25 protein-coding genes and 1 pseudogene are annotated in these 24,396 nt (G+C 37.7%); 25 read left to right on the top strand and 1 reads right to left on the bottom strand.

The genetic code is table 11. From position 1 onward, the window contains the following. The first annotated feature begins 191 nt into the window (after positions 1-191). From sdaAB to rnc, 9 genes are all read left to right on the top strand, one after another. Positions 192-854 (top strand): L-serine ammonia-lyase, iron-sulfur-dependent subunit beta, encoded by a 663-nt coding sequence (gene sdaAB / locus CWR48_RS06950; protein WP_115772524.1) that lies wholly within the window; start codon positions 192-194, stop codon positions 852-854. A gap of 20 nt (positions 855-874) precedes the next feature. Then, on the top strand, positions 875-1,750 hold the full coding sequence (gene sdaAA, locus CWR48_RS06955) for an L-serine ammonia-lyase, iron-sulfur-dependent, subunit alpha (protein ID WP_115772525.1): 876 nt from the start codon (positions 875-877) through the stop codon (positions 1,748-1,750). Between the two features lie 15 nt (positions 1,751-1,765). Further along, the gene (gene recG, locus CWR48_RS06960; RefSeq protein ID WP_115772526.1) at positions 1,766-3,799 is read left to right on the top strand and encodes an ATP-dependent DNA helicase RecG; all 2,034 of its coding nucleotides are present in this window, start codon (positions 1,766-1,768) and stop codon (positions 3,797-3,799) included. Positions 3,800-3,994: 195 nt separating this feature from the next. Then, entirely contained in the window at positions 3,995-4,585 is a 591-nt protein-coding gene (gene fapR / locus CWR48_RS06965) for a transcription factor FapR (protein ID WP_115772527.1), read from the top strand. Then, positions 4,569-5,567 carry a phosphate acyltransferase PlsX gene (gene plsX, locus CWR48_RS06970; protein ID WP_115772528.1) on the top strand — a complete coding sequence of 333 codons (999 nt, stop codon included), beginning with the start codon at positions 4,569-4,571 and terminating at the stop codon, positions 5,565-5,567. Before fapR ends, plsX begins: the two co-directional genes overlap by 17 nt. 4 nt (positions 5,568-5,571) lie before the next feature. After that, on the top strand, positions 5,572-6,516 hold the full coding sequence (fabD, locus tag CWR48_RS06975) for an ACP S-malonyltransferase (RefSeq protein WP_115772529.1): 945 nt from the start codon (positions 5,572-5,574) through the stop codon (positions 6,514-6,516). Beyond that, positions 6,510-7,250: a 3-oxoacyl-[acyl-carrier-protein] reductase gene (gene fabG / locus CWR48_RS06980; RefSeq protein WP_115772530.1), complete on the top strand. Its 741-nt coding sequence runs from the start codon at positions 6,510-6,512 to the stop codon at positions 7,248-7,250. The genes fabD and fabG overlap by 7 nt, the downstream gene beginning before the upstream one ends. Positions 7,251-7,386: 136 nt before the next feature. Continuing rightward, positions 7,387-7,620 carry an acyl carrier protein gene (locus tag CWR48_RS06985; protein WP_115772531.1) on the top strand — a complete coding sequence of 78 codons (234 nt, stop codon included), beginning with the start codon at positions 7,387-7,389 and terminating at the stop codon, positions 7,618-7,620. 77 nt (positions 7,621-7,697) lie between these two features. Beyond that, positions 7,698-8,390 carry a ribonuclease III gene (gene rnc, locus CWR48_RS06990; protein ID WP_115772532.1) on the top strand — a complete coding sequence of 231 codons (693 nt, stop codon included), beginning with the start codon at positions 7,698-7,700 and terminating at the stop codon, positions 8,388-8,390. Positions 8,391-8,454: 64 nt separating this feature from the next. Here the strand turns inward: rnc and CWR48_RS06995 are convergent, their stop codons facing one another. Then, positions 8,455-8,679 carry a DUF1128 domain-containing protein gene (locus CWR48_RS06995; protein ID WP_115772533.1) on the bottom strand — a complete coding sequence of 75 codons (225 nt, stop codon included), beginning with the start codon at positions 8,677-8,679 and terminating at the stop codon, positions 8,455-8,457. Positions 8,680-8,866: 187 nt separating this feature from the next. Between CWR48_RS06995 and smc the strand changes: the two genes are divergently transcribed. The 16 genes and pseudogenes from smc (at position 8,867) to CWR48_RS07075 (ending at position 24,342) form a co-directional block, all read left to right on the top strand. Beyond that, positions 8,867-12,433, top strand: a complete 3,567-nt coding sequence (gene smc / locus CWR48_RS07000; protein ID WP_115772534.1) for a chromosome segregation protein SMC — start codon at positions 8,867-8,869, stop codon at positions 12,431-12,433. Positions 12,434-12,448: 15 nt separating this feature from the next. Further along, positions 12,449-13,441, top strand: coding sequence for a signal recognition particle-docking protein FtsY (gene ftsY, locus CWR48_RS07005; protein ID WP_115772535.1), 993 nt, complete (start codon positions 12,449-12,451; stop codon positions 13,439-13,441). Positions 13,442-13,521: 80 nt separating this feature from the next. Further along, positions 13,522-13,839 (top strand): putative DNA-binding protein, encoded by a 318-nt coding sequence (locus tag CWR48_RS07010; protein WP_115772536.1) that lies wholly within the window; start codon positions 13,522-13,524, stop codon positions 13,837-13,839. A gap of 13 nt (positions 13,840-13,852) precedes the next feature. Continuing rightward, positions 13,853-15,196, top strand: a complete 1,344-nt coding sequence (ffh, locus tag CWR48_RS07015; RefSeq protein ID WP_115772537.1) for a signal recognition particle protein — start codon at positions 13,853-13,855, stop codon at positions 15,194-15,196. Between the two features lie 177 nt (positions 15,197-15,373). Continuing rightward, the gene (gene rpsP / locus CWR48_RS07020; protein WP_115772538.1) at positions 15,374-15,646 is read left to right on the top strand and encodes a 30S ribosomal protein S16; all 273 of its coding nucleotides are present in this window, start codon (positions 15,374-15,376) and stop codon (positions 15,644-15,646) included. A 14-nt stretch (positions 15,647-15,660) separates the two neighbouring features. Continuing rightward, on the top strand, positions 15,661-15,888 hold the full coding sequence (locus CWR48_RS07025; RefSeq protein ID WP_115772539.1) for a KH domain-containing protein: 228 nt from the start codon (positions 15,661-15,663) through the stop codon (positions 15,886-15,888). A 75-nt stretch (positions 15,889-15,963) separates the two neighbouring features. Beyond that, positions 15,964-16,350, top strand: a complete 387-nt coding sequence (locus CWR48_RS07030; RefSeq protein ID WP_115772540.1) for a YlqD family protein — start codon at positions 15,964-15,966, stop codon at positions 16,348-16,350. Positions 16,351-16,361: 11 nt separating this feature from the next. Then, positions 16,362-16,877 (top strand): ribosome maturation factor RimM, encoded by a 516-nt coding sequence (gene rimM / locus CWR48_RS07035; RefSeq protein WP_115772541.1) that lies wholly within the window; start codon positions 16,362-16,364, stop codon positions 16,875-16,877. Continuing rightward, the gene (trmD, locus tag CWR48_RS07040) at positions 16,877-17,617 is read left to right on the top strand and encodes a tRNA (guanosine(37)-N1)-methyltransferase TrmD (RefSeq protein ID WP_115772542.1); all 741 of its coding nucleotides are present in this window, start codon (positions 16,877-16,879) and stop codon (positions 17,615-17,617) included. Before rimM ends, trmD begins: the two co-directional genes overlap by 1 nt. A gap of 141 nt (positions 17,618-17,758) precedes the next feature. Beyond that, a complete protein-coding gene (gene rplS, locus CWR48_RS07045; RefSeq protein ID WP_115772543.1) occupies positions 17,759-18,106 on the top strand; it encodes a 50S ribosomal protein L19 in 348 nt (115 codons plus the stop codon). Between the two features lie 193 nt (positions 18,107-18,299). Continuing rightward, on the top strand, positions 18,300-18,860 hold the full coding sequence (gene lepB / locus CWR48_RS07050; protein ID WP_115772544.1) for a signal peptidase I: 561 nt from the start codon (positions 18,300-18,302) through the stop codon (positions 18,858-18,860). Between the two features lie 8 nt (positions 18,861-18,868). After that, positions 18,869-19,714 (top strand): ribosome biogenesis GTPase YlqF, encoded by an 846-nt coding sequence (gene ylqF, locus CWR48_RS07055; protein WP_115772545.1) that lies wholly within the window; start codon positions 18,869-18,871, stop codon positions 19,712-19,714. Between the two features lie 340 nt (positions 19,715-20,054). After that, a complete protein-coding gene (locus tag CWR48_RS07060) occupies positions 20,055-20,831 on the top strand; it encodes a ribonuclease HII (RefSeq protein WP_115772546.1) in 777 nt (258 codons plus the stop codon). A 46-nt stretch (positions 20,832-20,877) separates the two neighbouring features. Next, complete coding sequence (locus CWR48_RS07065; RefSeq protein ID WP_115772547.1) at positions 20,878-22,668, top strand: hypothetical protein; 1,791 nt, start codon at positions 20,878-20,880, stop codon at positions 22,666-22,668. Further along, complete coding sequence (locus tag CWR48_RS07070; protein WP_115772548.1) at positions 22,665-22,946, top strand: EscU/YscU/HrcU family type III secretion system export apparatus switch protein; 282 nt, start codon at positions 22,665-22,667, stop codon at positions 22,944-22,946. The genes CWR48_RS07065 and CWR48_RS07070 overlap by 4 nt, the downstream gene beginning before the upstream one ends. 106 nt (positions 22,947-23,052) lie before the next feature. Beyond that, positions 23,053-24,342, top strand: a pseudogene (locus CWR48_RS07075) (transposase). Positions 24,343-24,396 lie beyond the last annotated feature (54 nt).

Below are 24,396 nucleotides of genomic sequence, written 5' to 3' on the forward strand. Positions count from 1 at the left end.
GTGCCCGCGGAAAGCATCCGCCCGTAGCGAACTCGGACGGCGGTTTAGCACATACTATTTGTAATTCAGTTAATCTGCACTTTATATCAACTTTTATCTATTATTAACTACCAAGTGATTAAAGGTCCCTTTTTTGTTATAATTTATAGTGGTAGTTAATTGTTTCTAAATGGAGAGGGATGTGATCTTTCATGAAATATAATTCAGTATTTGATATTATTGGTCCAGTAATGATAGGACCCTCAAGTTCACATACGGCCGGTGCCGCACGAATTGGATTGGCGGCAAGAAACTTATTTGGAGAAGAACCAAAATGGGCTAAGATTCACTTATATGAATCATTTGCTAAAACATATAAAGGGCACGGAACCGACTTTGCTTTAGCTGGAGGATTATTAGGCTTTGCCACAGATGATCCACGTATGAGTAAAGCATTAGATATTGCAAAGGAACATGGAATGAAGATAGAGTATATTGAAGATAGCGCCGCCAGTAACCATCCGAACACAGCAAGGTTAATTATTGGCAATGACAAAGAAATTTTAGAACTTGTTGGTATTTCCATTGGTGGTGGTAAAGTAGAAATTACTGAATTAAATGGCTTTGAATTACGTTTGTCCGGAAATCATCCGGCAATTTTAATCATGCATAATGATCGATTTGGTGCTATTGCATCGGTTACGAGGATATTAGCCAAACATGAAATTAATATTGGTCATATGGAAGTAAATCGTAAAGATGTTGGGAAAGAAGCTTTAATGGTAATTGAAGTAGATCAAAATGTTGAAGATTCTATTTTAGAAGAATTAAGGAATGCAGAACATATTATTCGTATTTCAAAGATTGTTAGTTAACGATAGAAAGGAGCATGAAAATGTTTAGAACGGTTGCAGAGTTAGTAGCACAAGCTGACAATGAACAAATGTCAATTTCTGAAGTAATGATTCTTCAGGAAATGGATGCTAAAGAAAAGACTCGTGAAGAAGTATTCTTAGAGATGGAGAAAAATTTACAAGTGATGGAAAAAGCAATAGAGGATGGATTAAGAGGGGTACAATCCACTACCGGACTAACTGGTGGCGATGCTGTCCTGATTCAAAAATATATGAGAGAAAAGACCCCATTATCTGGTCCAGTCATGATGGATGCCGTGAGTAAAGCAATGGGAACGAATGAAGTAAATGCGGCGATGGGAATTATTTGTGCAACACCAACAGCAGGAAGCGCTGGTTGCGTACCTGGCGCTTTATTTGCGGTTAAGGATCAACTAAATGCAACGCGCGAACAAATGATCCGTTTCTTATTTACTGCCGGTGCATTTGGCATGGTAGTAGCTAATAATGCATTTATTTCTGGTGCTGCGGGTGGATGTCAAGCAGAGGTCGGTTCTGCTGGTGCAATGGCATCAGCTGCGATCGTTGAAATGGCGGGTGGTACACCACAGCAATCAGCGGAGGCATTTGCGATTACGTTAAAGAACATGCTTGGACTTGTATGTGATCCAGTTGCAGGACTTGTTGAAGTTCCATGTGTAAAACGAAATGCACTTGGCTCCTCGCAAGCAATTGTCTCAGCAGATATGGCTTTAGCAGGAGTCGTTAGTCGAATTCCTTGTGATGAAGTAATTGGTGCGATGTACCGAATTGGTAGACAAATGCCATCTTCCTTACGAGAGACTGGTGAGGGTGGATTAGCTGATACACCGACAGGTCGCTTATTAAAAGAAAAAATATTTGGAATGTCCATATAGAAAGAGTGATCGATTGTGCTTAGTGATTCAGTAATGGAGATAAAAGGTGTAGGTGAAAAATTTGCAGAGGATTTGGCTGCATTAAATATCAACACCATCAATGATTTATTGTTTTATTTCCCAAGTCGATACAATGAATTTGAAATTAAAGCCTTGAGTGAGCTAATTCACGATGATAGAGTAACGATTGAGGGAAGGGTTGTTCATGAACCTTCTCTTACTTTTTATGGAAGAAAGAAGTCGCGCTTAACGTTTACCGTCATTGTTGAAAATGTCGCGATTAAAGTGGTAATGTTCAATCGCGCATTTGCTAAAAAACAACTGAATGCAGATGATATCGTAACCCTTACAGGTAAATGGGATGCACATCGTTTACAAATAACAGTTGACCATTATAAAAAAGGACCTGCAAGTACGCAAGAGGAAATACAGAGCTTATATTCGCTAAAAGGTGATATTACCAATGTGAAGCTAAAGAAAACGATTAAACAGGCTTTAGATAGTTATGGAAATGAGATTAAGGAGTTGCTACCCGAACAATATTTACAATCCTATAAAATCCCGACTCGAAAAGTGGCGGTGCAAACGATGCACTTTCCAGCAAACCGGATTGCATTAAAACATGCAAGACGTCGATTTATTTATGAAGAATTTTTACTTTTTCAGCTAAAAATGCAGTTGTTACGAAAGATAAAACGTGAAGCAGCCCAAGGGAATGCACAGCACTATGATCAACAGAAGCTAGAGGAGTTTATTCAAGATTTCCCGTTTTCATTAACCAATGCTCAAGAGAAGTCATTGAAGCAAATTTTAGCTGATATGAAATCGCCATACCGAATGAATCGGCTATTACAGGGGGATGTAGGTTCAGGAAAAACAGCAGTAGCAGCGATTTGCTTATACGCAGCGCTCACAGCCGGGAAGCAGGGTGCATTGATGGTTCCAACTGAAATTTTAGCGGAACAGCATTATCAGTCATTAACAGAATTATTCGGAGAACGTGCCAAAATTGCCTTGCTTACAGGATCCGTAAAAGGAAAGAAACGAAAAGAAATTTTAGAGCAAATGGTGAATCATGATGTACATATCGTTGTTGGTACACATGCACTTATTCAAGATGATATTGTATTTGATGATTTAGGGTTTGTGATTGTTGACGAGCAGCACCGATTTGGTGTAGAACAGCGCCGTACATTACGGGAGAAAGGTCTTGACCCAGATGGATTATTTATGACAGCGACACCAATACCTAGAACACTTGCAATTACTGCATTTGGTGACATGGATGTGTCGGTCATTGATGAAATGCCTGTAGGAAGAAAAGCAATTGAGACTTATTGGGCTAAGGAAAATATGCTAGAACGTGTGCTCACGATGATTGAAAAACATGTAGGTTTAGGTGAACAAGCGTATGTTATTTGTCCACTTATTGAGGAATCAGATAAATTAGATATTCAAAATGCGGTAGACCTCCATCAACAGCTTCAAGTGTTTTATCCCCCAGAAATCAATGTCGGTCTTATGCATGGTCGACTGAAAGCAGCTGAAAAAGATGAGATTATGAAGCAATTTGCTGCGAATGAAATTCAAATACTCGTTTCGACGACGGTAGTTGAGGTAGGAGTAAACGTCCCAAATGCAACCATCATGGTTATTTATGATGCGGAGCGTTTCGGATTATCGCAGCTACATCAATTACGAGGTAGAGTAGGTAGGGGAAGCAAGCAAAGCTATTGTATTCTAATTGCCGATCCAAAGGGTGAGGTAGGGAAAGAACGAATGCGAATCATGACCGAAACAACCAATGGATTCGAATTATCAGAACAGGATTTGAAATTAAGGGGTCCAGGAGATTTTTTTGGCAAAAAACAAAGTGGTGTACCAGAGTTTAAAGTGGCAGATATGATCCATGATTACCGTGCACTGGAAACAGCGCGTAATGATGCGATGGAAATTATCGAGGAGAACTTATTGGAACGTGATGCTGCCTTTGCCCCTCTCTTGGATTATTTAGAAAAAAATCATACGATTACTGATAAACTTGATTAAATCGATGCTTGCATAAATATAGATGCTATTATATATTACTATTAGTACCAAGTCATAGAATGAACTAGAGTAGGGATCATATTTAATTATTCTAATTTCATATAAAGGATTCAACTTTTCCATTATATTTTATCAGTGGATATTTTCACTTCATAAACTAAAAATAAATGAAATGTAAATGTGGATGGTGCAATAATGAAACGAACAAAGGCAGAGCGTCAATCATTGTTAAAGGAGAAAATAGAAGAGACTCCATTTATAACGGATGAGCAGCTTGCAAAGTATTTTGCTGTTAGTATTCAAACAATCCGCTTAGATCGGATGGAGCTATCGATCCCGGAGCTTAGGGAGAGAATTAAATATGTTGCAACCAATCAATGGAATGAAACATTAAAGGCATTACCACTAGAAGAAGTTATTGGCGATATTATTGATTTAGAATTAGATAAACGCGCCATTTCCATTCTGGATATTACAGCTGATCTTGTCTTTTCACGGAATAAAATCGCCAGGGGGCATCATTTATTTGCACAAGCAAATTCACTTGCAGTTGCAGTGATCAATGATGAATTGGCATTAACCGCTAAATCAGAAATCAGATTTACAAGACAAGTAAAAGCTGGTGAAAGAGTAATTGCCAAAGCAACAATCGAAGGCAAGGAAAAAGGCTTAACCATTGTGAAAGTGAATAGTTATGTAGGTAAAGAAAAAGTTTTTACCGGAATCTTTTATATGTATCAATCCAATGAACAAAAAGGGGAAATATCAAATGAGACTAGCAGTTGATGCAATGGGTGGCGATAATGCACCAAAGGAAATTGTTGAAGGTGCAATGGAAGCTGTATCTCAATTAGATGATCTACAGATTATTTTAGTTGGCGATGAGAATAAGATTACCCCTTTTCTGACAAACTCGAAAAATATTGAAATTATCCATACAGAGGAGGTCATTACTGGGGATGATGAACCGGTAAGAGCTGTCCGACGTAAGAAAAATTCCTCGCTCGTACTAATGGCGAATGAAGTAAAGGAAGGGCGAGCAGATGCTTGTGTTTCCGCTGGTAATACGGGAGCGTTGATGAGTGCTGGTCTATTCGTTGTTGGTAGAATACCTGGGATTGATCGTCCGGCACTTAGCCCAACATTGCCAACGATTGATGGCAATGGCGTACTGTTGTTAGATGTAGGTGCAAATGTGGATGCAAAGACCACGCATTTAGTACAATATGCGGTCATGGGTTCTGTTTATGCAGAGAAGGTTCGTGCCGTTGATAAACCAAGAATTGGTCTATTAAACATTGGAACCGAAGATGGAAAAGGGAATGAACTGACGAAAAAGACGTTTACACAATTGCAGGATGCACCAATTAATTTTATTGGCAATGTTGAAGCACGTGATATTTTAAATGGCGTAGCAGATGTTGTTGTTGCGGAAGGGTTCAGTGGAAATGTAGCATTGAAAACAATCGAAGGTACAGCCCAAATGATATTAAAATTATTAAAAGAAACATTAATGTCATCAATGAAAACGAAGCTTGCTGCAGGGTTGATTAAAAATGACTTACTTAGCCTGAAGGAAAAACTCGATTACTCAGAATACGGTGGTGCTGGATTATTTGGATTAGCTGCCCCAGTTATTAAGGCGCATGGATCGTCCAATGCTCGAGCGATTTTTAATGCAATTAAACAAGCGAAATACATGGTAGATTTCGATGTAACGAATACGATAAAGACAACGATAGAAACAATGAAACTGGAGAAGGAGTGAGCATATGAAGCGTGTAACATTTATGTTTCCTGGGCAAGGATCACAGGCAGTAGGAATGGGAAAGGAATTTTATGAGCATTTTTCCGAGGTAAAGGATCTCTTTCAGCAAGCAAATGATTTATTAAACAAGGATATTACTTCGTTAATGTTTGAAGGCCCTGCAGAGGGTTTGACCGAGACTGAAAACGCGCAGCCAGCATTATTATTAACGAGTATTGCGATACATACATTGCTAGCAAAAGCAGAAATAAGCCCGGTCATGACAGTTGGTCATAGTCTTGGTGAATATAGTGCATTGGTTGCGGCAGGTGCCCTAACACTCGAAAGTGCACTTCCGCTAGTTGCGATGAGAGGAAAATTAATGGAAGAAGCATTCCCTAAGGGACAAGGAACAATGGCGGCGGTACTTGGTTTATCGCAAACGGAAATTGAAGATGCATTAAAAGGGATAACCAATGAAATTGTTGATATTGCCAATTTAAACTGCCCAGGACAAATTGTAATTTCAGGGTCAAAAGCCGGCATTGAAGAGGCGGCAACATTGCTGAAGGAGCATGGTGCAAAACGTGTCCTACCATTGAATGTTAGTGGTCCATTCCATTCAAGATTGATGAAATCTGCTAATGAGGAATTTGCTAACTATTTAAACAAGGTTGAAATTCGTGATGCGGCTATTCCTGTCTATGCGAATGTTTCAGCACAACCTGTAATTGCAAGCAGCGAAATTAAAGATTTATTAATCAAGCAATTGTATTCACCGGTTCGCTTTGAGGAATCGATTCACCATATGCTAGAGCAAGATGTGGATGCATTTGTTGAGGTTGGTAATGGAAAAGTACTTTCAGGACTGTTAAGAAAAATTGATCGGAAGGCACAAACATTTGCAATCCAGGATATGAAATCAATGGAGGAATTTATCGCTTGGTACAAGGAGGATGCGTCATGTTAAAAGGTAAAAATGCATTAATTACCGGAGCATCTCGCGGAATTGGTCGTGCAATTGCTTTAGAGCTTGCTAAAAACGGTGTCAATCTTGTGATTAATTATGCTGGAAATGAAGCAAAAGCACAGTCGGTTGTAGAAGAAGTCGAGCAACTTGGTGTAAAAGCATTTAAAGTCCAAGCAGACGTGGCAAATGAAACAGAAGTTAAAGCAATGATTAAAGAAGCGATTAACGAATTTGGTAGCCTTGATATTTTAGTTAATAATGCAGGTATAACGAAAGATAATTTATTAATGCGGATGAAAGAGGAAGAATTTGATCAAGTAATCAATACGAACTTAAAAGGTGCATTTATTTGTACCAAAGCGGTTACAAGACAAATGATGAAGCAAAAAGCCGGCAGAATTATTAATGTTGCATCTATTGTTGGCGTTAGTGGCAACCCTGGTCAAGCAAATTATGTTGCTGCAAAAGCAGGTGTAATCGGCTTAACAAAATCTACTGCAAAGGAACTCGCATCTAGAAATATCCTAGTGAATGCCGTTGCACCTGGATTTATAGCAACTGACATGACAGATGTAATGACAGAGGAGCAAAGAGAGCGAACGCTTGCAATGATTCCGTTAGCAGCGCTTGGTAAACCGGAAGACGTTGCAAGGGTTGTCCGTTTCCTTGCATCAGAAGACGCGAATTATATTACGGGACAAACCATCCATATTGATGGCGGAATGGTAATGTAAGGTTAAGAGCTGACGTGAATATCAAAGGTTAGACAAAGCATTTTGGCTGTAAACTACTAACTTTTTGAACAGACTTATTTCAAAACTAGATTTTTTAATAGAAAATCTTTATACTATTGAAGGGAGGTGAAGCAAAATGGCAGACGTGTTTGATCGTGTCAAAACAATTATCATCGATCGTCTTGATGTTGAAGAATCTAAAATAACGATGGAAGCATCTTTCAAAGATGATCTTGAAGCAGATTCACTTGACGTTGTTGAGTTAGTAATGGAGCTTGAAGACGAATTCGATTTAGAGATTGCTGATGAAGAAGCTGAAAATATTAATACAGTAGGTGACGCTGTGAACTACATAAATAGCAAACAGTAATTAGTCCTATTTATCAAAAAAGAGAAGTCTCGCTATATGCGAGACTTTCCGCATATTACAGACTAGAGGTGACATGCATGGATGTTACACAATTAGAAAAACAGTTAAAGATGAGCTTTCATAATCATGAGTTGATTAAACAGGCTTTTACACATTCATCTTATGTTAATGAGCATCGGCACGAAGTTTTTTTGGATAATGAACGCTTGGAGTTTTTAGGAGATGCTGTACTAGAATTAGGTGTGTCACAATATTTATATCGAAAAAATAGCGATATGCCTGAGGGAGAAATGACAAAATTACGCGCGGCAATCGTATGTGAGCCGTCGTTGATGGATTTTGCGCAGAATCTTGAGTTCGGTAAATTCTTATTACTTGGTAAAGGTGAGGAACAAACCGGTGGTAGAGAACGTCCAGCTATTTTAGCGGATGTATTTGAAGCGTTCCTCGGCGCAGTTTACCTTGATCAAGGATTTGATCAAGCATTGAAGTTTTTACAGGACCATGTGTTTCCAAAAATATCTACTGGTGCTTTTTCGCATGCGATGGATTATAAAAGTCAGTTACAAGAATTAGTACAAGCAGTGAAAAATCAAATGGTTGAGTATCAGATTGTCGAAGAAAAGGGACCGTCCCATAATAAAGAATTTATCTCACAGGTATTAATTGATAGTGCGGTACAGGGTGAAGGATTTGGGAGAACAAAGAAAGAAGCAGAGCAACGGGCTGCAAAGCATGCATTAGATAAATTCAGCGAAAATAAAAGATAATGATTTTCTAGTATTTAGGCAAAGGCTGTGATTTGATATGAATGACAGCCTTTGCCTAATTACATTATTTTTTCCTGACAATTGCTAATTCTTCTAGAAATGCTTGAGCTTCAAGTGGAGTTAGCTTCCCTTTTTTTATAACGATATCATATAATAATTTAATATCCTCATATTTATCTAAATCATAATCATCCGCATCCAAGATTGAAACATTCACGACATTCAATCGTACTGCTAAATCATCTAATAATTGTTTTAAGTTTTCTTGTGAAGCATGTTCTAAATCCATCGAATTCCCTCCTCTTTTACTAGAAATAAACAGGCACCTAGTTATATGTAGTGTGCACGCTTCTTTTGTTCCTCATTTTATGATAAAATAAATGCGGTAAAAAGCCAACTATTTAATTTAGTGCAGTTATAGCCGTCGGATAATGGCTTGGTGACAAGTGAGTTTTTGAATAATAGGAGAATTAAGTATGTATTTAAAACGAATTGAGAGTGTGGGGTTTAAATCATTTGCCGAACGGATAAATATTGAGTTTGTCCCCGGAGTAACGGCAGTCGTTGGTCCAAATGGAAGTGGAAAAAGTAATATCATTGATGCAATCCGGTGGGTTCTCGGAGAGCAATCAGCGAAAGCGTTACGTGGAACGAAAATGGAAGATATTATTTTCCAAGGTAGTGATACGAGAAAGGCCTTGAATGTTGCAGAAGTAACATTAGTGCTCGATAATCAAGACCAAAAACTTCCATTAGATTATGAAGAAGTAAGTGTAAGCAGGCGGGTATTTCGCAGTGGAGATAGTGAATTTTATATTAATAAACAATCTTGTCGTTTAAAAGATATTATTGATTTGTTTATGGATTCTGGACTTGGTCGAGAAGCCTTTTCTATTATCAGTCAAGGTAAAGTGGAAGAGATTCTCAGCTCGAAGCCGGATGATCGACGGACGATTTTTGAAGAGGCAGCAGGTGTTTTAAAATACAAGCAGCGAAAGAAGAAAGCCGAATATAAATTAGCAGAAACCCAGGAAAACCTAAATCGGGTGGAAGACATTATTCATGAGATAGAAAAACAAATAAATCCCTTAAAGGAACAAGCAGAGACCGCGAATAAATATGTCGATTTAAAAGAAAAATTAAAGCATCATGAAATTTCTTTGCTAATTGCTGAAATTGAACAATTACATAATGGGTGGCAATCATTACTGGCAGATATCGAAAAGCAAAAAGCAGCCGAGCAAAATCTGCGAACGGCAATTCAGCAAAAAGAAACTGCAATCGAAAAAGAAAAGCAAGGGATACAAAAGCTCGATGAAGAAATGGAAGTACAGCAGTCACGCTTATTGGCTACAACGGAGCATTTAGAAAAGTATGAGGGTCGGAAGCAACTGCTACATGAGCGGACAAAGCATCTTGATGAAAATAAACAAAAGCTTGATACCCAAAAGAATGAAACCGCAGTAAAAATTGGGGCAATGCATGAGGAGCTTATTAAGGAACAAAAGAAATTAAGCGAGATTCAAGCAAAGCGTCAAACTACAAAAGAACAGATAAAAAGCTTGCAAGCAAAATTAGAAATAAGTAAAGAAACAATCTTTGATCAAATTGAAGATTTAAAAGCCGACTACATTGAGTTATTAAATAACCAAGCTGCAAAGCGAAATGAAAAGCAGTCCATCCATAGTCAATTAAAGCAAATTACTGGAAAGAAAGATAAACAGCATGATAAATTTCAAGATCTATTAAAGGTCCGAGAAGCATTACAGGAGAAAAAAGTAGAAATAGAGGCCATATATCAAGTTAAAAATGAAGGTTATTTAAAGACAACGACGCAAATCAAGGGTTTGAAACAGCGTTTAGAGACGGGAAGAAATACATTCCAAGATTCACAGTCGAAGCTTTACAAAGGCTACCAATATATTGAAAACTTGAAATCGAAAAAGGAAATGCTGGATGAAATGAAAGAGGACTTCCAGGGTTTTTTCCAAGGAGTCAAGGCTGTTTTAAAGGCCCGAGAGGAGAATCAATTAGATCAGATAGAGGGAGCAGTTATTGAACTAATTGATGTACCTAAAAAGTATATTACAGCAATTGAAACGGTATTAGGTGGTCAAGCACAGCATATCGTGGTTCAAGACGACCAAGCAGCCCGAAATGCAATTATGTGGTTAAAGCGAACGAATAATGGGCGGGCAACTTTCCTACCTCTTCAGTCAATCCAGGAACGTTTTATCACACTAGATATGGAACAGCAGATAAAAACACATCAAGGCTATATTGGAATTGCTGCGCATTTAGTGAAGGCGAATGCACGTTACATGCGGGCTATAAATCATTTGATGGGACATGTTATTATTGCAGAAAACTTAAAGGATGCAAATGACATTGCAAGAATGGTTAATCGTCGGTATCGTGTCGTCACGCTTGAAGGTGATGTTGTAAATCCAGGAGGATCAATGTCAGGTGGTGCACAAAAGAAAACAAATCAATCGCTGTTTACGAGGGAAAAGGATATTCTAGAAATTACAGAGAAATTAACTGAATTCCAAAAGAAAATTATTTTATTTGAACAGAAGGTCCAGCGTGAAAAGCAGCAAATCGCTACAGATGAAAAAGAGCTGGAACAAGCGGAAGCAACTTTAGCGGATCAACAGCATACACTTCGAGAATTACAAGCAGATGCAAGAGAAGTGACATTAAAGCTGGAATCATTAAATGATAATCTGTCTATCTATGATCAGGATAAAAACCAATTCATGCAGGATAGTGATACTTTACAAACTCGCGATGAACAATTAACAAAAGAGCTTGATACAATTACGACCAGTTTAGAATCGATTCAAAAAGAGATAGACAGTTTATCCAATCAGGAAGCTAAGTTCAAAGATAACCAGGAAAAGCTGCAAAATGAATATTATCAACATCAGGTTGTACTTGCGGAACAGGATGAACGTGTGAAAAACCAAAGAGAAAAAGCGAGGATAACACAAAGTCAACTAGAGGTTCTGCAAGAACAATATGATACGATGGCAATAGAATTAACGAATTTAGTAGAAATGGAACAATCAACAGAGACAGCGGAGGAAGTTGATCAAACAATCGAATCCAGTCGACTGGAAAAAGAAGAAATAATAACATCCATTCAACAAAAGAGAAATGAGCGCATCGAACGAACAGAGCGCACTTCTGTTTTAGAAAACGAATTAAAGATAGAGAATAAAGAGCATCAAGCATTCCTACAAGCAATTCAGCAAATGGAAGTGAAAGTTAATCGTTTGGATGTGGAATTAGAAAATCGTCTGAATCATTTGCAGAATGAATATACAATCACATATGAGAAAGCGAAACAAACGTATGAAAAGGCTGATGATATGGAGCACTCGAAGCAAATAGTGCAGGAACTTAAATTCAGTATCGAACAATTGGGTGCCGTTAATTTAGGTGCGGTCGATGAATATGAGCGCATTTCGGAACGATATACTTTTTTAACGGAGCAAAAAGATGATTTGGTTGAGGCCAAACAAACCTTATATACAGTTATTAATGAGATGGATGAAGAGATGAAGCGGCGATTCGATCTTACCTTTAATCAAATAAAAGAAGAATTTACGATCGTTTTCCAACAATTATTCAATGGTGGGCATGCAGAATTAAAGCTAACAGATCCAAAAAATTTGTTAGATACAGGTATCGATATTGTCGCACAGCCACCAGGGAAAAAACTACAGAATTTAAGTCTGTTATCAGGTGGGGAACGTGCATTAACTGCAATTGCATTGTTATTTGCAATCTTACGTGTACGCCCAGTGCCATTTTGCATTCTCGATGAAGTGGAAGCCGCGCTTGATGAAGCAAATGTTGTTCGCTTTGCTAAATACGTAAAATCCTATAGTAAACAAACACAGTTCATTGTTATTACGCATCGTCAAGGAACAATGGAGGAAGCGGATGTTTTATATGGTGTAACGATGCAGGAGTCTGGTGTTTCACGGCTGGTTTCCGTTCGCCTAGAAGATACAAAGGAATTAATTAATTCATAGGGAGGTATTTTTAAGATGGGATTCATGGATAAATTAAAAGATCGGTTTAAAAAAAATAAAGAAACAGAAGAGGTTTCCGAAAAATATAAAGAAGGTATGAAAAAAACGAGAAATTCATTTTCCTCTAAATTGAATGATTTAATGGCAAGATATCGTAAAGTCGATGAGGATTTCTTTGAAGAATTGGAAGAAGTACTGATCACTGCTGATGTTGGTGTCATGACAGTTATGGATTTAATTGAGGAACTGAAGATGGAAGTAAAGCGTCAAAATATTAAGGACACAAAAGAAGTAAAAGATGTCATCTCGGAAAAACTAGTGGAAATCTATTATGGTGATGACGATGAGCAAATAGAATCCTTGAATATTCAAGAAAAAGAGTTAACGGTTATTCTAGTCGTCGGGGTAAATGGAGTAGGGAAAACAACGTCGATTGGTAAGCTTGCACACCAATTGAAACAACAAGGGAAAAAAGTTGTACTCGCGGCTGGTGATACATTTCGTGCAGGTGCAATCGAGCAACTTGAAGTATGGGGAGAGCGCGCTGGAGTTGATGTTGTAAAACAAAGTCCAGGCAGTGACCCTGCTGCGGTTATTTTCGATGGGATTAAAGCCGCAAAAACGCGAGATGCAGATGTATTATTATGTGATACAGCCGGAAGACTTCAGAATAAAGTGAATCTGATGAATGAGTTATCCAAAGTAAAACGTGTAATTGAACGGGAAGTACCTGGTGCACCACATGAGGTGTTACTCGTACTTGATGCAACAACAGGGCAAAATGCATTAAGTCAGGCAAAGACCTTCTCAGAAGCTGCCGGTGTTACAGGAATTGTCTTAACGAAATTAGATGGAACAGCAAAAGGCGGAATTGTTTTGGCGATTCGTCATGAGCTAAACCTCCCAGTGAAATTTATTGGACTTGGTGAACAAATAAATGACCTGCAAGTATTTGATGCTGAAGCCTTTGTATATGGGCTATTTGCAGACATGATTGACGAAGAGTAGAAAGTAATATCCCTTGACAGAACGTCAAAATCCAGTATGATAAAATGTAAAGGATTTTCACTTAACAAGGGGTGAACAGGATGCTGGAAAAAACAAACAGAGTGAATTTTTTATTCGATTTCTATCAAGCATTGTTAACACCCAAACAACGTAATTACATGGAATTGTATTATTTGGAGGATTATTCTCTTGGGGAAATCTCTGAATTATTTCATGTATCACGTCAAGCAGTATATGATAATATCAAACGTACAGAAGCAATGCTTGAATCCTATGAAGAGAAACTTCATTTATATGAGAAATTTGATCAACGTTTATCGATTATTGCAGAAGTTGAATCATTCATAACGGATAAAAATACGTTAGACTTAATAAAGCAATTAAAAGAATTAGATTAGGAGGACACCTTCTATGGCATTTGAAGGATTGGCCGACCGCCTGCAAAGTACAATTAAGAAGATTACCGGTAAGGGGAAGGTTTCTGAGCAAGATGTAAAAGAAATGACCCGTGAAGTGCGCTTAGCATTACTTGAAGCGGATGTAAACTTTAAGGTGGTAAAAGATTTAATCAATCGCATTAAAGAACGCGCTGTTGGACAGGAAGTAATGGAAAGCTTAACACCTGGACAGCAAGTTATTAAAGTTGTAAAAGAAGAACTGACAGGTTTAATGGGTGGCGAGCAGAGTAAGATCGCTGTTAGTGATCGTCCACCAACGGTAATTATGATGGTAGGTCTTCAAGGTGCGGGTAAAACGACGACAACAGGAAAGCTTGCTAATTTATTACGGAAGAAACACAATCGTTCACCATTACTCGTTGCTTGTGACATTTATCGTCCTGCAGCGATTAAGCAGCTGGAAACATTAGGTGTGCAATTAGATATGCCTGTTTTTTCACTTGGAACAGAGGTAAGTCCGGTAGATATCGCCAAGCAAGCGATTGAAAAAGCAAAAGAAGAACATAACGATTATGTCATCATTGATACTGCAGGTCGACTGCATATTGATACAGATTTAATGGATGAGTTACAACAAATTAAATCAACTGTAAAACCAGATGAAATCTTTCTAGTTGTTGATTCCATGACAGGTCAAGATGCGGTTAATGTTGCTGAGAGCTTTAATGAACAATTAGATATTACTGGCGTTGTCTTGACGAAGCTTGATGGGGATACACGTGGTGGTGCAGCACTGTCAATTAAGGCTGTAACTGGTAAGCCGATTAAATTTGCTGGGATGGGTGAAAAGCTAGATCAGTTAGAGGCTTTCCATCCTGAGCGAATGGCATCACGAATTCTTGGTATGGGTGACGTTCTTTCTTTAATCGAGAAAGCACAGACAAATATCAATGAAAAGCAAGCAAAAGAGCTAGAAGAGAAAATGCGGACCATGTCATTTACGTTTGATGATTTCTTAGAACAGATGGGGCAAGTTAGAAACATGGGTCCCCTCGATGAATTAATTTCGATGCTTCCAGGTGCAAACAAAATGAAAGGGCTCAAAAATGCCCAAATCGATGAAAAACAAATTGTGCACGTTGAGGCTATCATTCAGTCGATGACTAAAAAGGAAAGACAGGATCCAAGTCTTATGAATGCAAGTCGGAAGAAAAGGATTGCAAAAGGGTCAGGGACAAATGTTTCCCAAGTGAATCGATTGCTCAAGCAATTTGATGAAATGAAGAAGATGATGAAGCAAATGACCAACATGCAAAAGGGTAAAAAAGGCAAAGGAATGAAATTTCCATTCATGTAAAAAAATAAAAGCTCCGGCGACCCTCGTCGCCGAAGCTAGATGTGGCCTGTTCCCGTAAAAAAGATACTGACTGTATTTTATACTTTTTAATGTTGTAATGGAAAAATACTTTACAGACGAACAATTATCTGTTAGAATCTTAAATTGTGAATAACATTTTTATGGAGGTGCAAATAAATGGCAGTTAAAATTCGTTTAAAACGTATGGGTTCTATAAGAAATCCATTTTATCGTATCGTTGTTGCTGATTCACGTTCTCCTCGTGACGGACGTTCTATTGAACAAATTGGAACATACAACCCAGTAGTTAATCCAGTTGAAGTTAAAATAGATGAAGAAAAAGCGCTTGATTGGATGACAAAAGGTGCAAAACCAAGTGATACAGTTCGCAATCTATTCTCAAACGAAGGCATCATGAAGAAATTCCACGAAGCTAAAAACCAAAAGTAAAGTAGCGTGATATCATGAAAGCCCTAATAGAATCAATTGTTACGCCGCTTGTTGATCACCCTGAAGACATCGTAATAACGGAATCAGAAGAGGAAACAAAAATTGTTTACCATCTAACGGTTAACGGTGATGATGTTGGTAAGGTGATCGGCAAAAACGGCCGTATTGCAAAGGCGATTCGAACAGTGGTGTATGCAACAAAACAGAAAAGTAAGAAGCGTATTTATTTAGATATTATGTAAAGGGGAAGGGGATACCTTTCCCTTTTACGCATCATTGCTGGAAATTAAGACGTTTTGTGAGAGTGAGGAGAGAAGATGAAGATAATCAAGAAGGTCCTAATCAAACAAATTGTCACGGAGAAAAGCAAAGAGAAAATAGATCGGAAATTTAATGAACAGAAAATGCGACTTGAACAAGAGTGTCAACAACTGTTATTTGAAAAACGGAAGCTACAAAATAAAGCAGGTGTATCGAAGCAGGAAATTACCCAACGCTTTCAGCTGGAAATTAATAATCGCAAAGAGAAGATTAAATTGGTTGAGTTTAAGATTGAACAGTTGGACATGCTTGAAATAGGTAGTGAAATTATTGAAAAAGAAGTTGAAGCTCTTGTTGAAGTAACTGAAGGATCGCATTGGAATGATATAGATGAATCAGCAATTATTATAAAAGACGATGTCGTCATTAGAATAGATGAGTAGTAGGTGATCGTATGACAGAAAAAATGTTTAATATTGGTAAAATTATAAATACGCATGGGATACGTGGTGAGGTTAAGGTACATCGCATCACAGATTTTGAAGAACGCTTTGTGGTAGGGGAAATGGTATATCTCGCTAAAGAGGATGGAATACCATTAAAATTAATTATTGATGGGCATCGTTTGCATAAAGGGTTCGATCTGATTCATTTTGAAGGATATAATAATATTAATGATGTAGAACATTTCAAAGGGTCGGAACTGCAAATAACAGAAGACCAGCAAAAAGAGTTGGACGAGCATGAATATTACTATCATGAGATTATTGGCTGTGAAGTTCATACAACGAGTGGTGATAAACTTGGTGTAATTAAAGAAATATTGTCACCAGGTGCGAATGACGTATGGGTTGTAAAGCAAGAAAAGGGTAAGGATTTACTTATTCCATATATCGAAGAAGTTGTAAAGGAAATTGAAGTAGAAGCAAAGAAAATCGTAATTGAACCTCTGGAAGGATTGCTAGATTAATGCATATTGATATTTTGACCCTTTTTCCTGAAATGTTTTCTGGAGTTTTTGATGCTTCTATCTTGAATAAGGCAAATGAAAAAGGAAAATATAGCTATAGTCTTGTTAACTTTAGGGAATACTCGGATAATAAGCATGCAAAAGTAGATGATTATCCATATGGTGGTGGTGCAGGGATGGTATTGCAGCCACAACCGGTTTTCGATGCGGTCGAAGCAGTTACAAGTAAAAAGGCAACAAAGCCAAGAATTATATTAATGTGTCCACAAGGTGAGCCTTATAGCCAGAAAAAGGCTGAAGAACTGGCAAAGGAAGAACATCTTGTTATCATTTGCGGCCATTATGAAGGTTATGATGAACGCATTAGGGAGCATCTTGTAACAGATGAAATATCGATTGGTGATTATGTTTTAACAGGTGGGGAGCTAGGGGCAATGGTCGTCGTTGACAGTGTCGTACGTTTGCTTCCTGATGTACTGGGCAATGACCAGTCTGCACCAATGGATTCCTTTTCCACCGGTTTATTAGAACATCCGCATTATACTAGACCAGCTGATTTTAGAGGGATGAAGGTTCCAGAAGTGTTATTGTCAGGTGATCATGCAAAGATTGATGCATGGCGTTCGAGGCAGTCTTTAAAACGGACGTATGAAAGAAGGAAGGATTTACTGGAGAATCTTTCATTATCGACTGAAGAGCAAAAGTTATTAAATGAAATTAAGAAAAATGAAAATTGCTAAGGGAATTCAGTAAAATTTTGTTGAATTCGATGTTGTCTTATGATATATTAATTATTGTGCTTAAGTATGCTTAGGTCGCTATAAACGATGTTCCGCTGTTCCAATGAGAATGATGAACATTGGTTGGAAGGAGAAAAAACAATGCAAAAACTTATTGCAGACATTACAAAAGATCAACTTCGTACAGATCATCCCGAGTTTCGTGCAGGGGACACTGTAAAGGTACACGTTAAAGTTGTTGAAGGAACTCGTGAACGTATACAGATATTCGAAGGTGTTGTTATCAAACGTCAAAATGGTGGAATTAGCGAAACTTTCACAGTAAGAAAGATTTCTTATGGTGTAGGTGTTGAACGTACATTCCCAATCCATTCACCTCGAGTAGACAAAATCGAAGTTACTCGTCACGGTGTTGTACGTCGTGCGAAATTATACTATCTTCGTAATCTACGTGGAAAAGCTGCGCGTATTAGAGAACGTCGTCACTAATTCACGAATCGAAAAAACAGAAAGGAGCTTGGCAGTGTGCACAAGCTTCTTTTTTCTTTCATAGACTTACTTGGTAGTTAAGAAAGTATAACGACTTTCTTACTACATAAGTGCAACTAAGGCTGTCACCGAAAGGCTTGGTTAAACCTTAGTTTTCTAAAAAATGTGAAACTGGGTGTTTGGAGGAGTATAGATGTCCAAAAAAAGGAATGAATGGTTTGATTGGATAAAGGCATTATTAATTGCACTTGGATTGGCACTCGTCATTCGGATGTTTCTGTTTACACCCATTATTGTTGATGGCCCATCCATGGAGCCTACGTTACATGATCGTGATCAAATGATTGTGAATATGTTTACGTATCGCTTCTGGGAGCCAGAACGTTTCGATATTATTGTTTTCCATGCGAATTCTGAAAAAGATTTTATTAAACGTATTATCGGCTTGCCAGGTGAGCATGTTGAAATGAAAGATGATGTATTATACATTAATGGTGAAGAAGTGGCAGAACCATTTTTACAGGATCAAAAAGAACAATTGGCATCGAATGAAGTATTAACGAATGATTTTACACTTGAGAATTTACCTGGGGAATTTGAAGTTATACCTGATGGGTATGTACTTGTACTTGGGGACAATCGACGTAATTCTACGGATAGTCGAATCATCGGTGTGATTCCAATGGATCAAGTAGTTGGTAAGACAGAACTTACTTACTGGCCAATTAATCGGCTACAACTAGTAGGAGAGTAGGATAAAATATGACAATACAATGGTTTCCCGGGCATATGGCAAAAGCAAGACGCCAGGTAGAGGAGAAATTAAAACTCGTTGATTTTGTAATGGAGTTAGTAGATGCTAGAGCGCCATTATCATCACAAAATCCAATGCTCCAGCAAGTGCTGCAAAACAAAACAAAGATGGTTGTGCTGATGAAAAGAGACTTAGCAGACCAACGAATAACAGAGAGCTGGATAAGTTATTTTAAAGCAAAGGAAATACCAGCGATTGCCGTAAACGTGAATGATAAAGCTGATATTAAGAAAGTCGTACAACTAGCTAAATCACTTGGGCAAGAAAAAATGGAAAAGCTGATGAAAAAGGGAATCCAGCCAAGACCTGCTAGAGCAATGATTGTCGGGATCCCAAATGTCGGTAAATCGACATTGATTAACCGGTTAGCAAATAAAAAGATTGCGCAAACTGGCGATAGACCGGGAATTACAAAGCATCAATTATGGATTAAGGTAAAGAAGGATTTTGAATTACTGGATACGCCGGGAATTCTCTGGCCTAAATTCGAGGATCAAATGGTTGGCTACCGCTTAGCTGCGATTGGTACGATAAAGGACCAATTATTATCATTGCAAGATATTGTTGCATTTGTCATCAAATATTTACAAGAACATTATCCAGCAATGCTTAAAGAAAGATTTAATATTGAACATGATATGGAAGACATGTGGGAGATATTTGAATTGATTGGCAAGCAAAGAGGCGCATTAGAAAGTGGCGGAAACACTAATTTAGAAAAAGTATCGGAAATCGTACTGCAGGATCTTCGTGCAGGAAGACTCGGTAATATTACACTTGAATCACCTGAATAATAAATAAGACATGCATCTTAAATTCGCAGATGGATGTCTTATTTTTCATATTGGCTAGTAACGGGAGATAATGCATATTTGATATAAAGTGCGAACTAACTTGATTTGTCAATTGCTCTCAGGCTAATCGCTCCAGAAATACACTACGCTTTCCGCGGGGAGCTGGTGAGCCTTCTTCCCGCGAAAGCGACTGTCCGGAGCGGAAATCAACATTGCGACTAGTTCGCACTTTATATAAATAGTAACAAATGAATTAGGATGGGCCTCATAAATAAGATAAGTGTAAATGATTAAGCAGTATTATTTTTTGACGATATAAAATAGAAAGAAAGGTGTCATCATGGAGAAACAATCAATTTCAATTCTGAAACAACTAATAGACAATGGAGAACTGAATGAAGCGATGCTTGAAGCATTAAAGAAGGATGAACGAAAAGGTGTGCAAAAGTTAATCCATACATACGAAAGACGTTTGGCGAAGGAAAAAGAGCTAGAAAAGCAGTTTCTTGAGATGTGCCGCTTTGAAAAGGAAGCATTTGCAATAGGAAAGCAATATGTTGCAGGTATTGATGAAGCAGGAAGAGGACCACTTGCTGGACCAGTTGTTGCTGCAGCAGTTATTCTCCCTCAAGACTTTAGATTACTAGGGTTAAATGATTCCAAGCAAATAAATGAGGCAACAAGGAAAAAGTTTTTCATGATAATTAAACAAGAAGCAATTAGCTACGGCATATCGATTATCAGCAATGAAACAATTGATGAAATAAATATATTTGAAGCAACAAAATTAGCAATGCGAGATGCTGTTGATCAGCTTAATCCAAAGCCAAATCATGTGTTAATTGATGCTGTGCAGCTCAAAGGTCTTCCATGCACATCAGAGTCAATCATCAAAGGGGATGCGAAGAGTATTTCGATTGCAGCAGCCAGTATTTTAGCTAAAGTTACTCGTGATCATTTAATGAAGGAACTCCATCAGCAATATCCGAATTATGATTTCATTTCGAATATGGGCTATGGAACAAAGCACCATTTAGACATGTTACAAGAATATGGTGCGACACCATACCACAGAAAGTCGTTTGCACCAGTTCGAGATGTGCTAACAAATTCATGATTGTTTAGTTGTTATAGCTAGCAGTGATAGAAGGGAGTGAAACAATTTGAGTATAAATAAAATAATTGGTACGCGGATTAGTTCGACACTGGAATCATCACAAAATCTGCGACCTGGTCAAATTGTAGAAGGAAAAATTTTACATTTATATCCGAACAATAAGGCGCAAATCCAATTAGGTATGCAAAAGATGATTGCACAACTTGAAGTTAATTTACTTATTGGTGAAAAATATCATTTTCAAGTACAATCATCCGGTGATGTTATTCCATTGAGGGTGATTGGTGAACCATTAAAAAGCCAAACAAAAGCAAATGGCATCAGTTTGCTAAAGCACTTAGGCTTAAAAACGACAAAAGCTAATGTTGCTATTATGCAGCAACTTTTAGATGGCAAAATTTCTTTCAGTAAAGCACAGTTAATGGATGCTTTTCAACTATTGGATGGGGAAAAGAATAAAGTGAAAGCACAAAGTGTTTTACTTGAGATGTTTACCCGTAAATTGCCGATAACACCTTCCGTATTCGAGGCATTACTCACTGTTGAAACGACAAAGCTAAATGAATCAATGAAAACGCTATTGCATCAACTAAAGCAAAATAACACCCATCCGGAACTTGTAAAGCAATTAAGTCAAATGATCGAAAAGCCAACCGATTTAATGGCGTCATTAGTCAAACAGGTTAATCTGAATAAGCAGCAATTATTTCCGCTATTCAAGACATTGGGGATGATTGATCGAAATGTTGACTTGGAAACATGGGATACGGCCTGGAAGTCCTTATCAGAGGGAATGGGGCAGGTTAATGCTAACCAAGGGAATCCTGCCAGTAAGCAGCTAATTGACCTGGAATTACCGTTTCAATTGAATTTAACAACTATATTACAAAGCTTAAAGCAAGTTAATATGAATCCAACTTCATTGGCACCACAAGCAGAAAGATTATTACAAACATGGGGAGGTAAATTAAATAGCGTTATTTCAACGAATTCAACACTATCTGCAAATGATTTTACAATACTGAAGCAGGAGCTTGTACAAGCCTTACAGCCACTATTAGGGAAGGAAACAGGGCAAGTAATAATTGGATTAGAGAATAACCCGATACAATTAGGACAGACACGATCACTACTTCAGCTATTGAGCAATCAGCAGACTTATATGAAACTTGAAGAAATAATAACGGCAATAAATATGGATCAAGCATTTCTCTCCAGCAGCCCGAAACAGCAATTCCAGCAACAGGTTATGCAAGCACTATTATTCACGGGACTTTCCTATGAAAATCAACTTGCAAATGATCAGGTTCAACAACAACCAACGTTGAAAGAAATGTTAATCCAACGCTTACAAAGTAGTGAAGGTCAACAGCAAGAAAATAGTTCGAAGCTATTGCATTATATTAACGGAATGCAAATAAATTCCGTACAGGAGTCTAGTAACTTTATTCAAGCAAGCATACAAATACCTGCAGAAAGAATCGGATTAAATCGTGATATTGAACTGGAATTCGAGAGTAGAAAAACAGAAAATGGAGAAATTAATCCAGAATTTTGCCGAATACTTTTTTATTTAGATCTTGCCAAACTAAGAGAAACAGTGATTGATATGAACATCCAAAAGAGATCCATTTCGATCACAGTATTCAATGATTTTGACCAATTGAAAGTACAGGTAGAGCGCTTACAGTCATTGCTAAAAAAGGGTTTAGAGAGCCTAAATTATCATCTTTCAAGTGTCACTGTGAAGCCGCTAACAGAAAAGGAACAAATAAAACCGAATAAGTTTAAGCATAACACCATGTCATCCTTTCAAGGAGTGGATTACCGAATATGACCGAGAAACGTAAAAAAGCTGCAGCACTTAAATACGAGGCAGAAGCTGATTATGCTCCGAAGGTTTCTGCGACTGGTAAAGGAATCATTGCTGACGAAATCATAAAGAAAGCGAAGGAAAATAATATTCCTATTATAGAAGATGCTACCCTAGTTGAGCTTTTAGCGGAGTTAAATATAAACGAAGTGATACCAGAAGAGTTATACCAAGCGGTTGCAGAAGTATTTGCCTTTATTTATCGAGCAGATCAAAGCATAGAGAAGAGGGATGGAAAATGAGGGGCCACTGAAAAAGTCCAAAAAAGATATGATTCCCGAATTTATGTTGGGAATCATATCTTTTTTTAGTTACAATAAGAGTATCAATTAAAAGTGGGTGGCCATAATGATTCAAAAACAAGAGTCGATGATCTTAAGTCCATATTTAGAAATCTATGATTTAGTTGTGCCAAAGGATAATTTATTGCGAAGACTCAATGAGTTAGACGACTTTTCTTTTGGATATGATGAATTGAACGATAAATATTGTCATACGAATGGTCGGAATGCGATTGATCCGATTCGTATGTTTAAATATTTACTTCTTAAAACCATTTTTGATCTGTCAGATGTTGATATTGTTGAGCGTTCTTAATATGATATGTCTTTTAAATATTTCCTTGGCATGGCTCCAGAGGAATCTGTTATTGAACCAAGTTCGTTGACTAAGTTTCGTAAATTACGATTAAAAGACGTCAATCTATTAGATCTGTTGATTAATAAAACGGTGGAGATAGCCATCGAAAAAGAGGTTATAAAAAGCAATTCTATCATCGTTGATGCCACCCATACAAAAGCCCGTTATAATCAAAAATCACCACAGGAAATACTGATGGATTGTTCCAAGAAACTTCGGAGATCAGTTTATGAGATTGATGAATCCATGAAGCAGAAATTTCCATCCAAATCGACAACAAATAAGTTGGAGGATGAGATCTAATACTGCCAAAAACTAATGAATGTGATTGAGCGTTAGGAAACAATTTCCAAATTCCCGAAAGTAAAAGAGAAGTTAAACCTATTAAAAGAAACCGTAAATGATGACGTCGAACATTTACGAATCTCTGAAGACGAGGATGCGAAAATTGGTAACAAAACAAAGGATACATCGTTTTTCGGTTATAAAACACATATAGCGATGAGTGAAGAAAGAATTATCACGGTAGCTACAGTTACAACTGGTGAGAAGAATGATGGAAAGCAATTACAAACACTGATTGAGAAAAGTATAGAAGCAGGAATGTACGTCTGCCAGGCAGGACATATGGCTACACGGAAGGCACGTCAAGGAAAGAAAGGTGTTTCCACGAACCAAACTGATACCTATTATTTTGACGTGGAAAAATGTAAAATTTGTCCGTTCAGAGAAGGCTGTTACAAACCTGGTGCAAAAAGCAGGAGCTATTCCGTAAGTATCAAATCAGATGAACATAGCGAGCAGGCGACGTTCCAAGAAACGGATTATTTTAAAGAGAAATCCAAAGAGCGCTATAAAATTGAAGCAAAAAATAGTGAATTAAAACACAGACACGGGTATGATGTAGCGAAATCCTCGGGTCTAGTTGGTATGGAAATGCAAGGAGCCATGGCAATATTCACTGTAAATCTAAAACGAATATTAAAACTAATGGATTAAAAATGAGCAAAATAGGATACATGAATCAAAAAAAGACGACTCTAAATTCAAAAA

The sequence above is a fragment of the Oceanobacillus arenosus genome, assembly GCF_003369575.1.
In the GTDB taxonomy this organism is placed as follows: Bacteria; Bacillota; Bacilli; order Bacillales; family Amphibacillaceae; genus Oceanobacillus; species Oceanobacillus arenosus.

Coding starts and splice junctions, on each gene's coding strand:
- fapR (WP_115772527.1), top strand. CDS start 3,995: ATGAAACGAACAAAGGCAGAGCGTCAATCATTGTTAAAGGAGAAAATA.
- ftsY (WP_115772535.1), top strand. CDS start 12,449: ATGGGATTCATGGATAAATTAAAAGATCGGTTTAAAAAAAATAAAGAA.
- sdaAA (WP_115772525.1), top strand. CDS start 875: ATGTTTAGAACGGTTGCAGAGTTAGTAGCACAAGCTGACAATGAACAA.
- rplS (WP_115772543.1), top strand. CDS start 17,759: ATGCAAAAACTTATTGCAGACATTACAAAAGATCAACTTCGTACAGAT.
- sdaAB (WP_115772524.1), top strand. CDS start 192: ATGAAATATAATTCAGTATTTGATATTATTGGTCCAGTAATGATAGGA.
- rimM (WP_115772541.1), top strand. CDS start 16,362: ATGACAGAAAAAATGTTTAATATTGGTAAAATTATAAATACGCATGGG.
- CWR48_RS07030 (WP_115772540.1), top strand. CDS start 15,964: ATGAAGATAATCAAGAAGGTCCTAATCAAACAAATTGTCACGGAGAAA.
- CWR48_RS07010 (WP_115772536.1), top strand. CDS start 13,522: ATGCTGGAAAAAACAAACAGAGTGAATTTTTTATTCGATTTCTATCAA.
- fabG (WP_115772530.1), top strand. CDS start 6,510: ATGTTAAAAGGTAAAAATGCATTAATTACCGGAGCATCTCGCGGAATT.
- plsX (WP_115772528.1), top strand. CDS start 4,569: ATGAGACTAGCAGTTGATGCAATGGGTGGCGATAATGCACCAAAGGAA.
- rpsP (WP_115772538.1), top strand. CDS start 15,374: ATGGCAGTTAAAATTCGTTTAAAACGTATGGGTTCTATAAGAAATCCA.
- smc (WP_115772534.1), top strand. CDS start 8,867: ATGTATTTAAAACGAATTGAGAGTGTGGGGTTTAAATCATTTGCCGAA.
- ffh (WP_115772537.1), top strand. CDS start 13,853: ATGGCATTTGAAGGATTGGCCGACCGCCTGCAAAGTACAATTAAGAAG.
- ylqF (WP_115772545.1), top strand. CDS start 18,869: ATGACAATACAATGGTTTCCCGGGCATATGGCAAAAGCAAGACGCCAG.
- lepB (WP_115772544.1), top strand. CDS start 18,300: ATGTCCAAAAAAAGGAATGAATGGTTTGATTGGATAAAGGCATTATTA.
- CWR48_RS07025 (WP_115772539.1), top strand. CDS start 15,661: ATGAAAGCCCTAATAGAATCAATTGTTACGCCGCTTGTTGATCACCCT.
- rnc (WP_115772532.1), top strand. CDS start 7,698: ATGGATGTTACACAATTAGAAAAACAGTTAAAGATGAGCTTTCATAAT.
- trmD (WP_115772542.1), top strand. CDS start 16,877: ATGCATATTGATATTTTGACCCTTTTTCCTGAAATGTTTTCTGGAGTT.
- CWR48_RS07070 (WP_115772548.1), top strand. CDS start 22,665: ATGACCGAGAAACGTAAAAAAGCTGCAGCACTTAAATACGAGGCAGAA.
- CWR48_RS06985 (WP_115772531.1), top strand. CDS start 7,387: ATGGCAGACGTGTTTGATCGTGTCAAAACAATTATCATCGATCGTCTT.
- fabD (WP_115772529.1), top strand. CDS start 5,572: ATGAAGCGTGTAACATTTATGTTTCCTGGGCAAGGATCACAGGCAGTA.
- CWR48_RS07060 (WP_115772546.1), top strand. CDS start 20,055: ATGGAGAAACAATCAATTTCAATTCTGAAACAACTAATAGACAATGGA.
- CWR48_RS06995 (WP_115772533.1), bottom strand. CDS start 8,679: ATGGATTTAGAACATGCTTCACAAGAAAACTTAAAACAATTATTAGAT.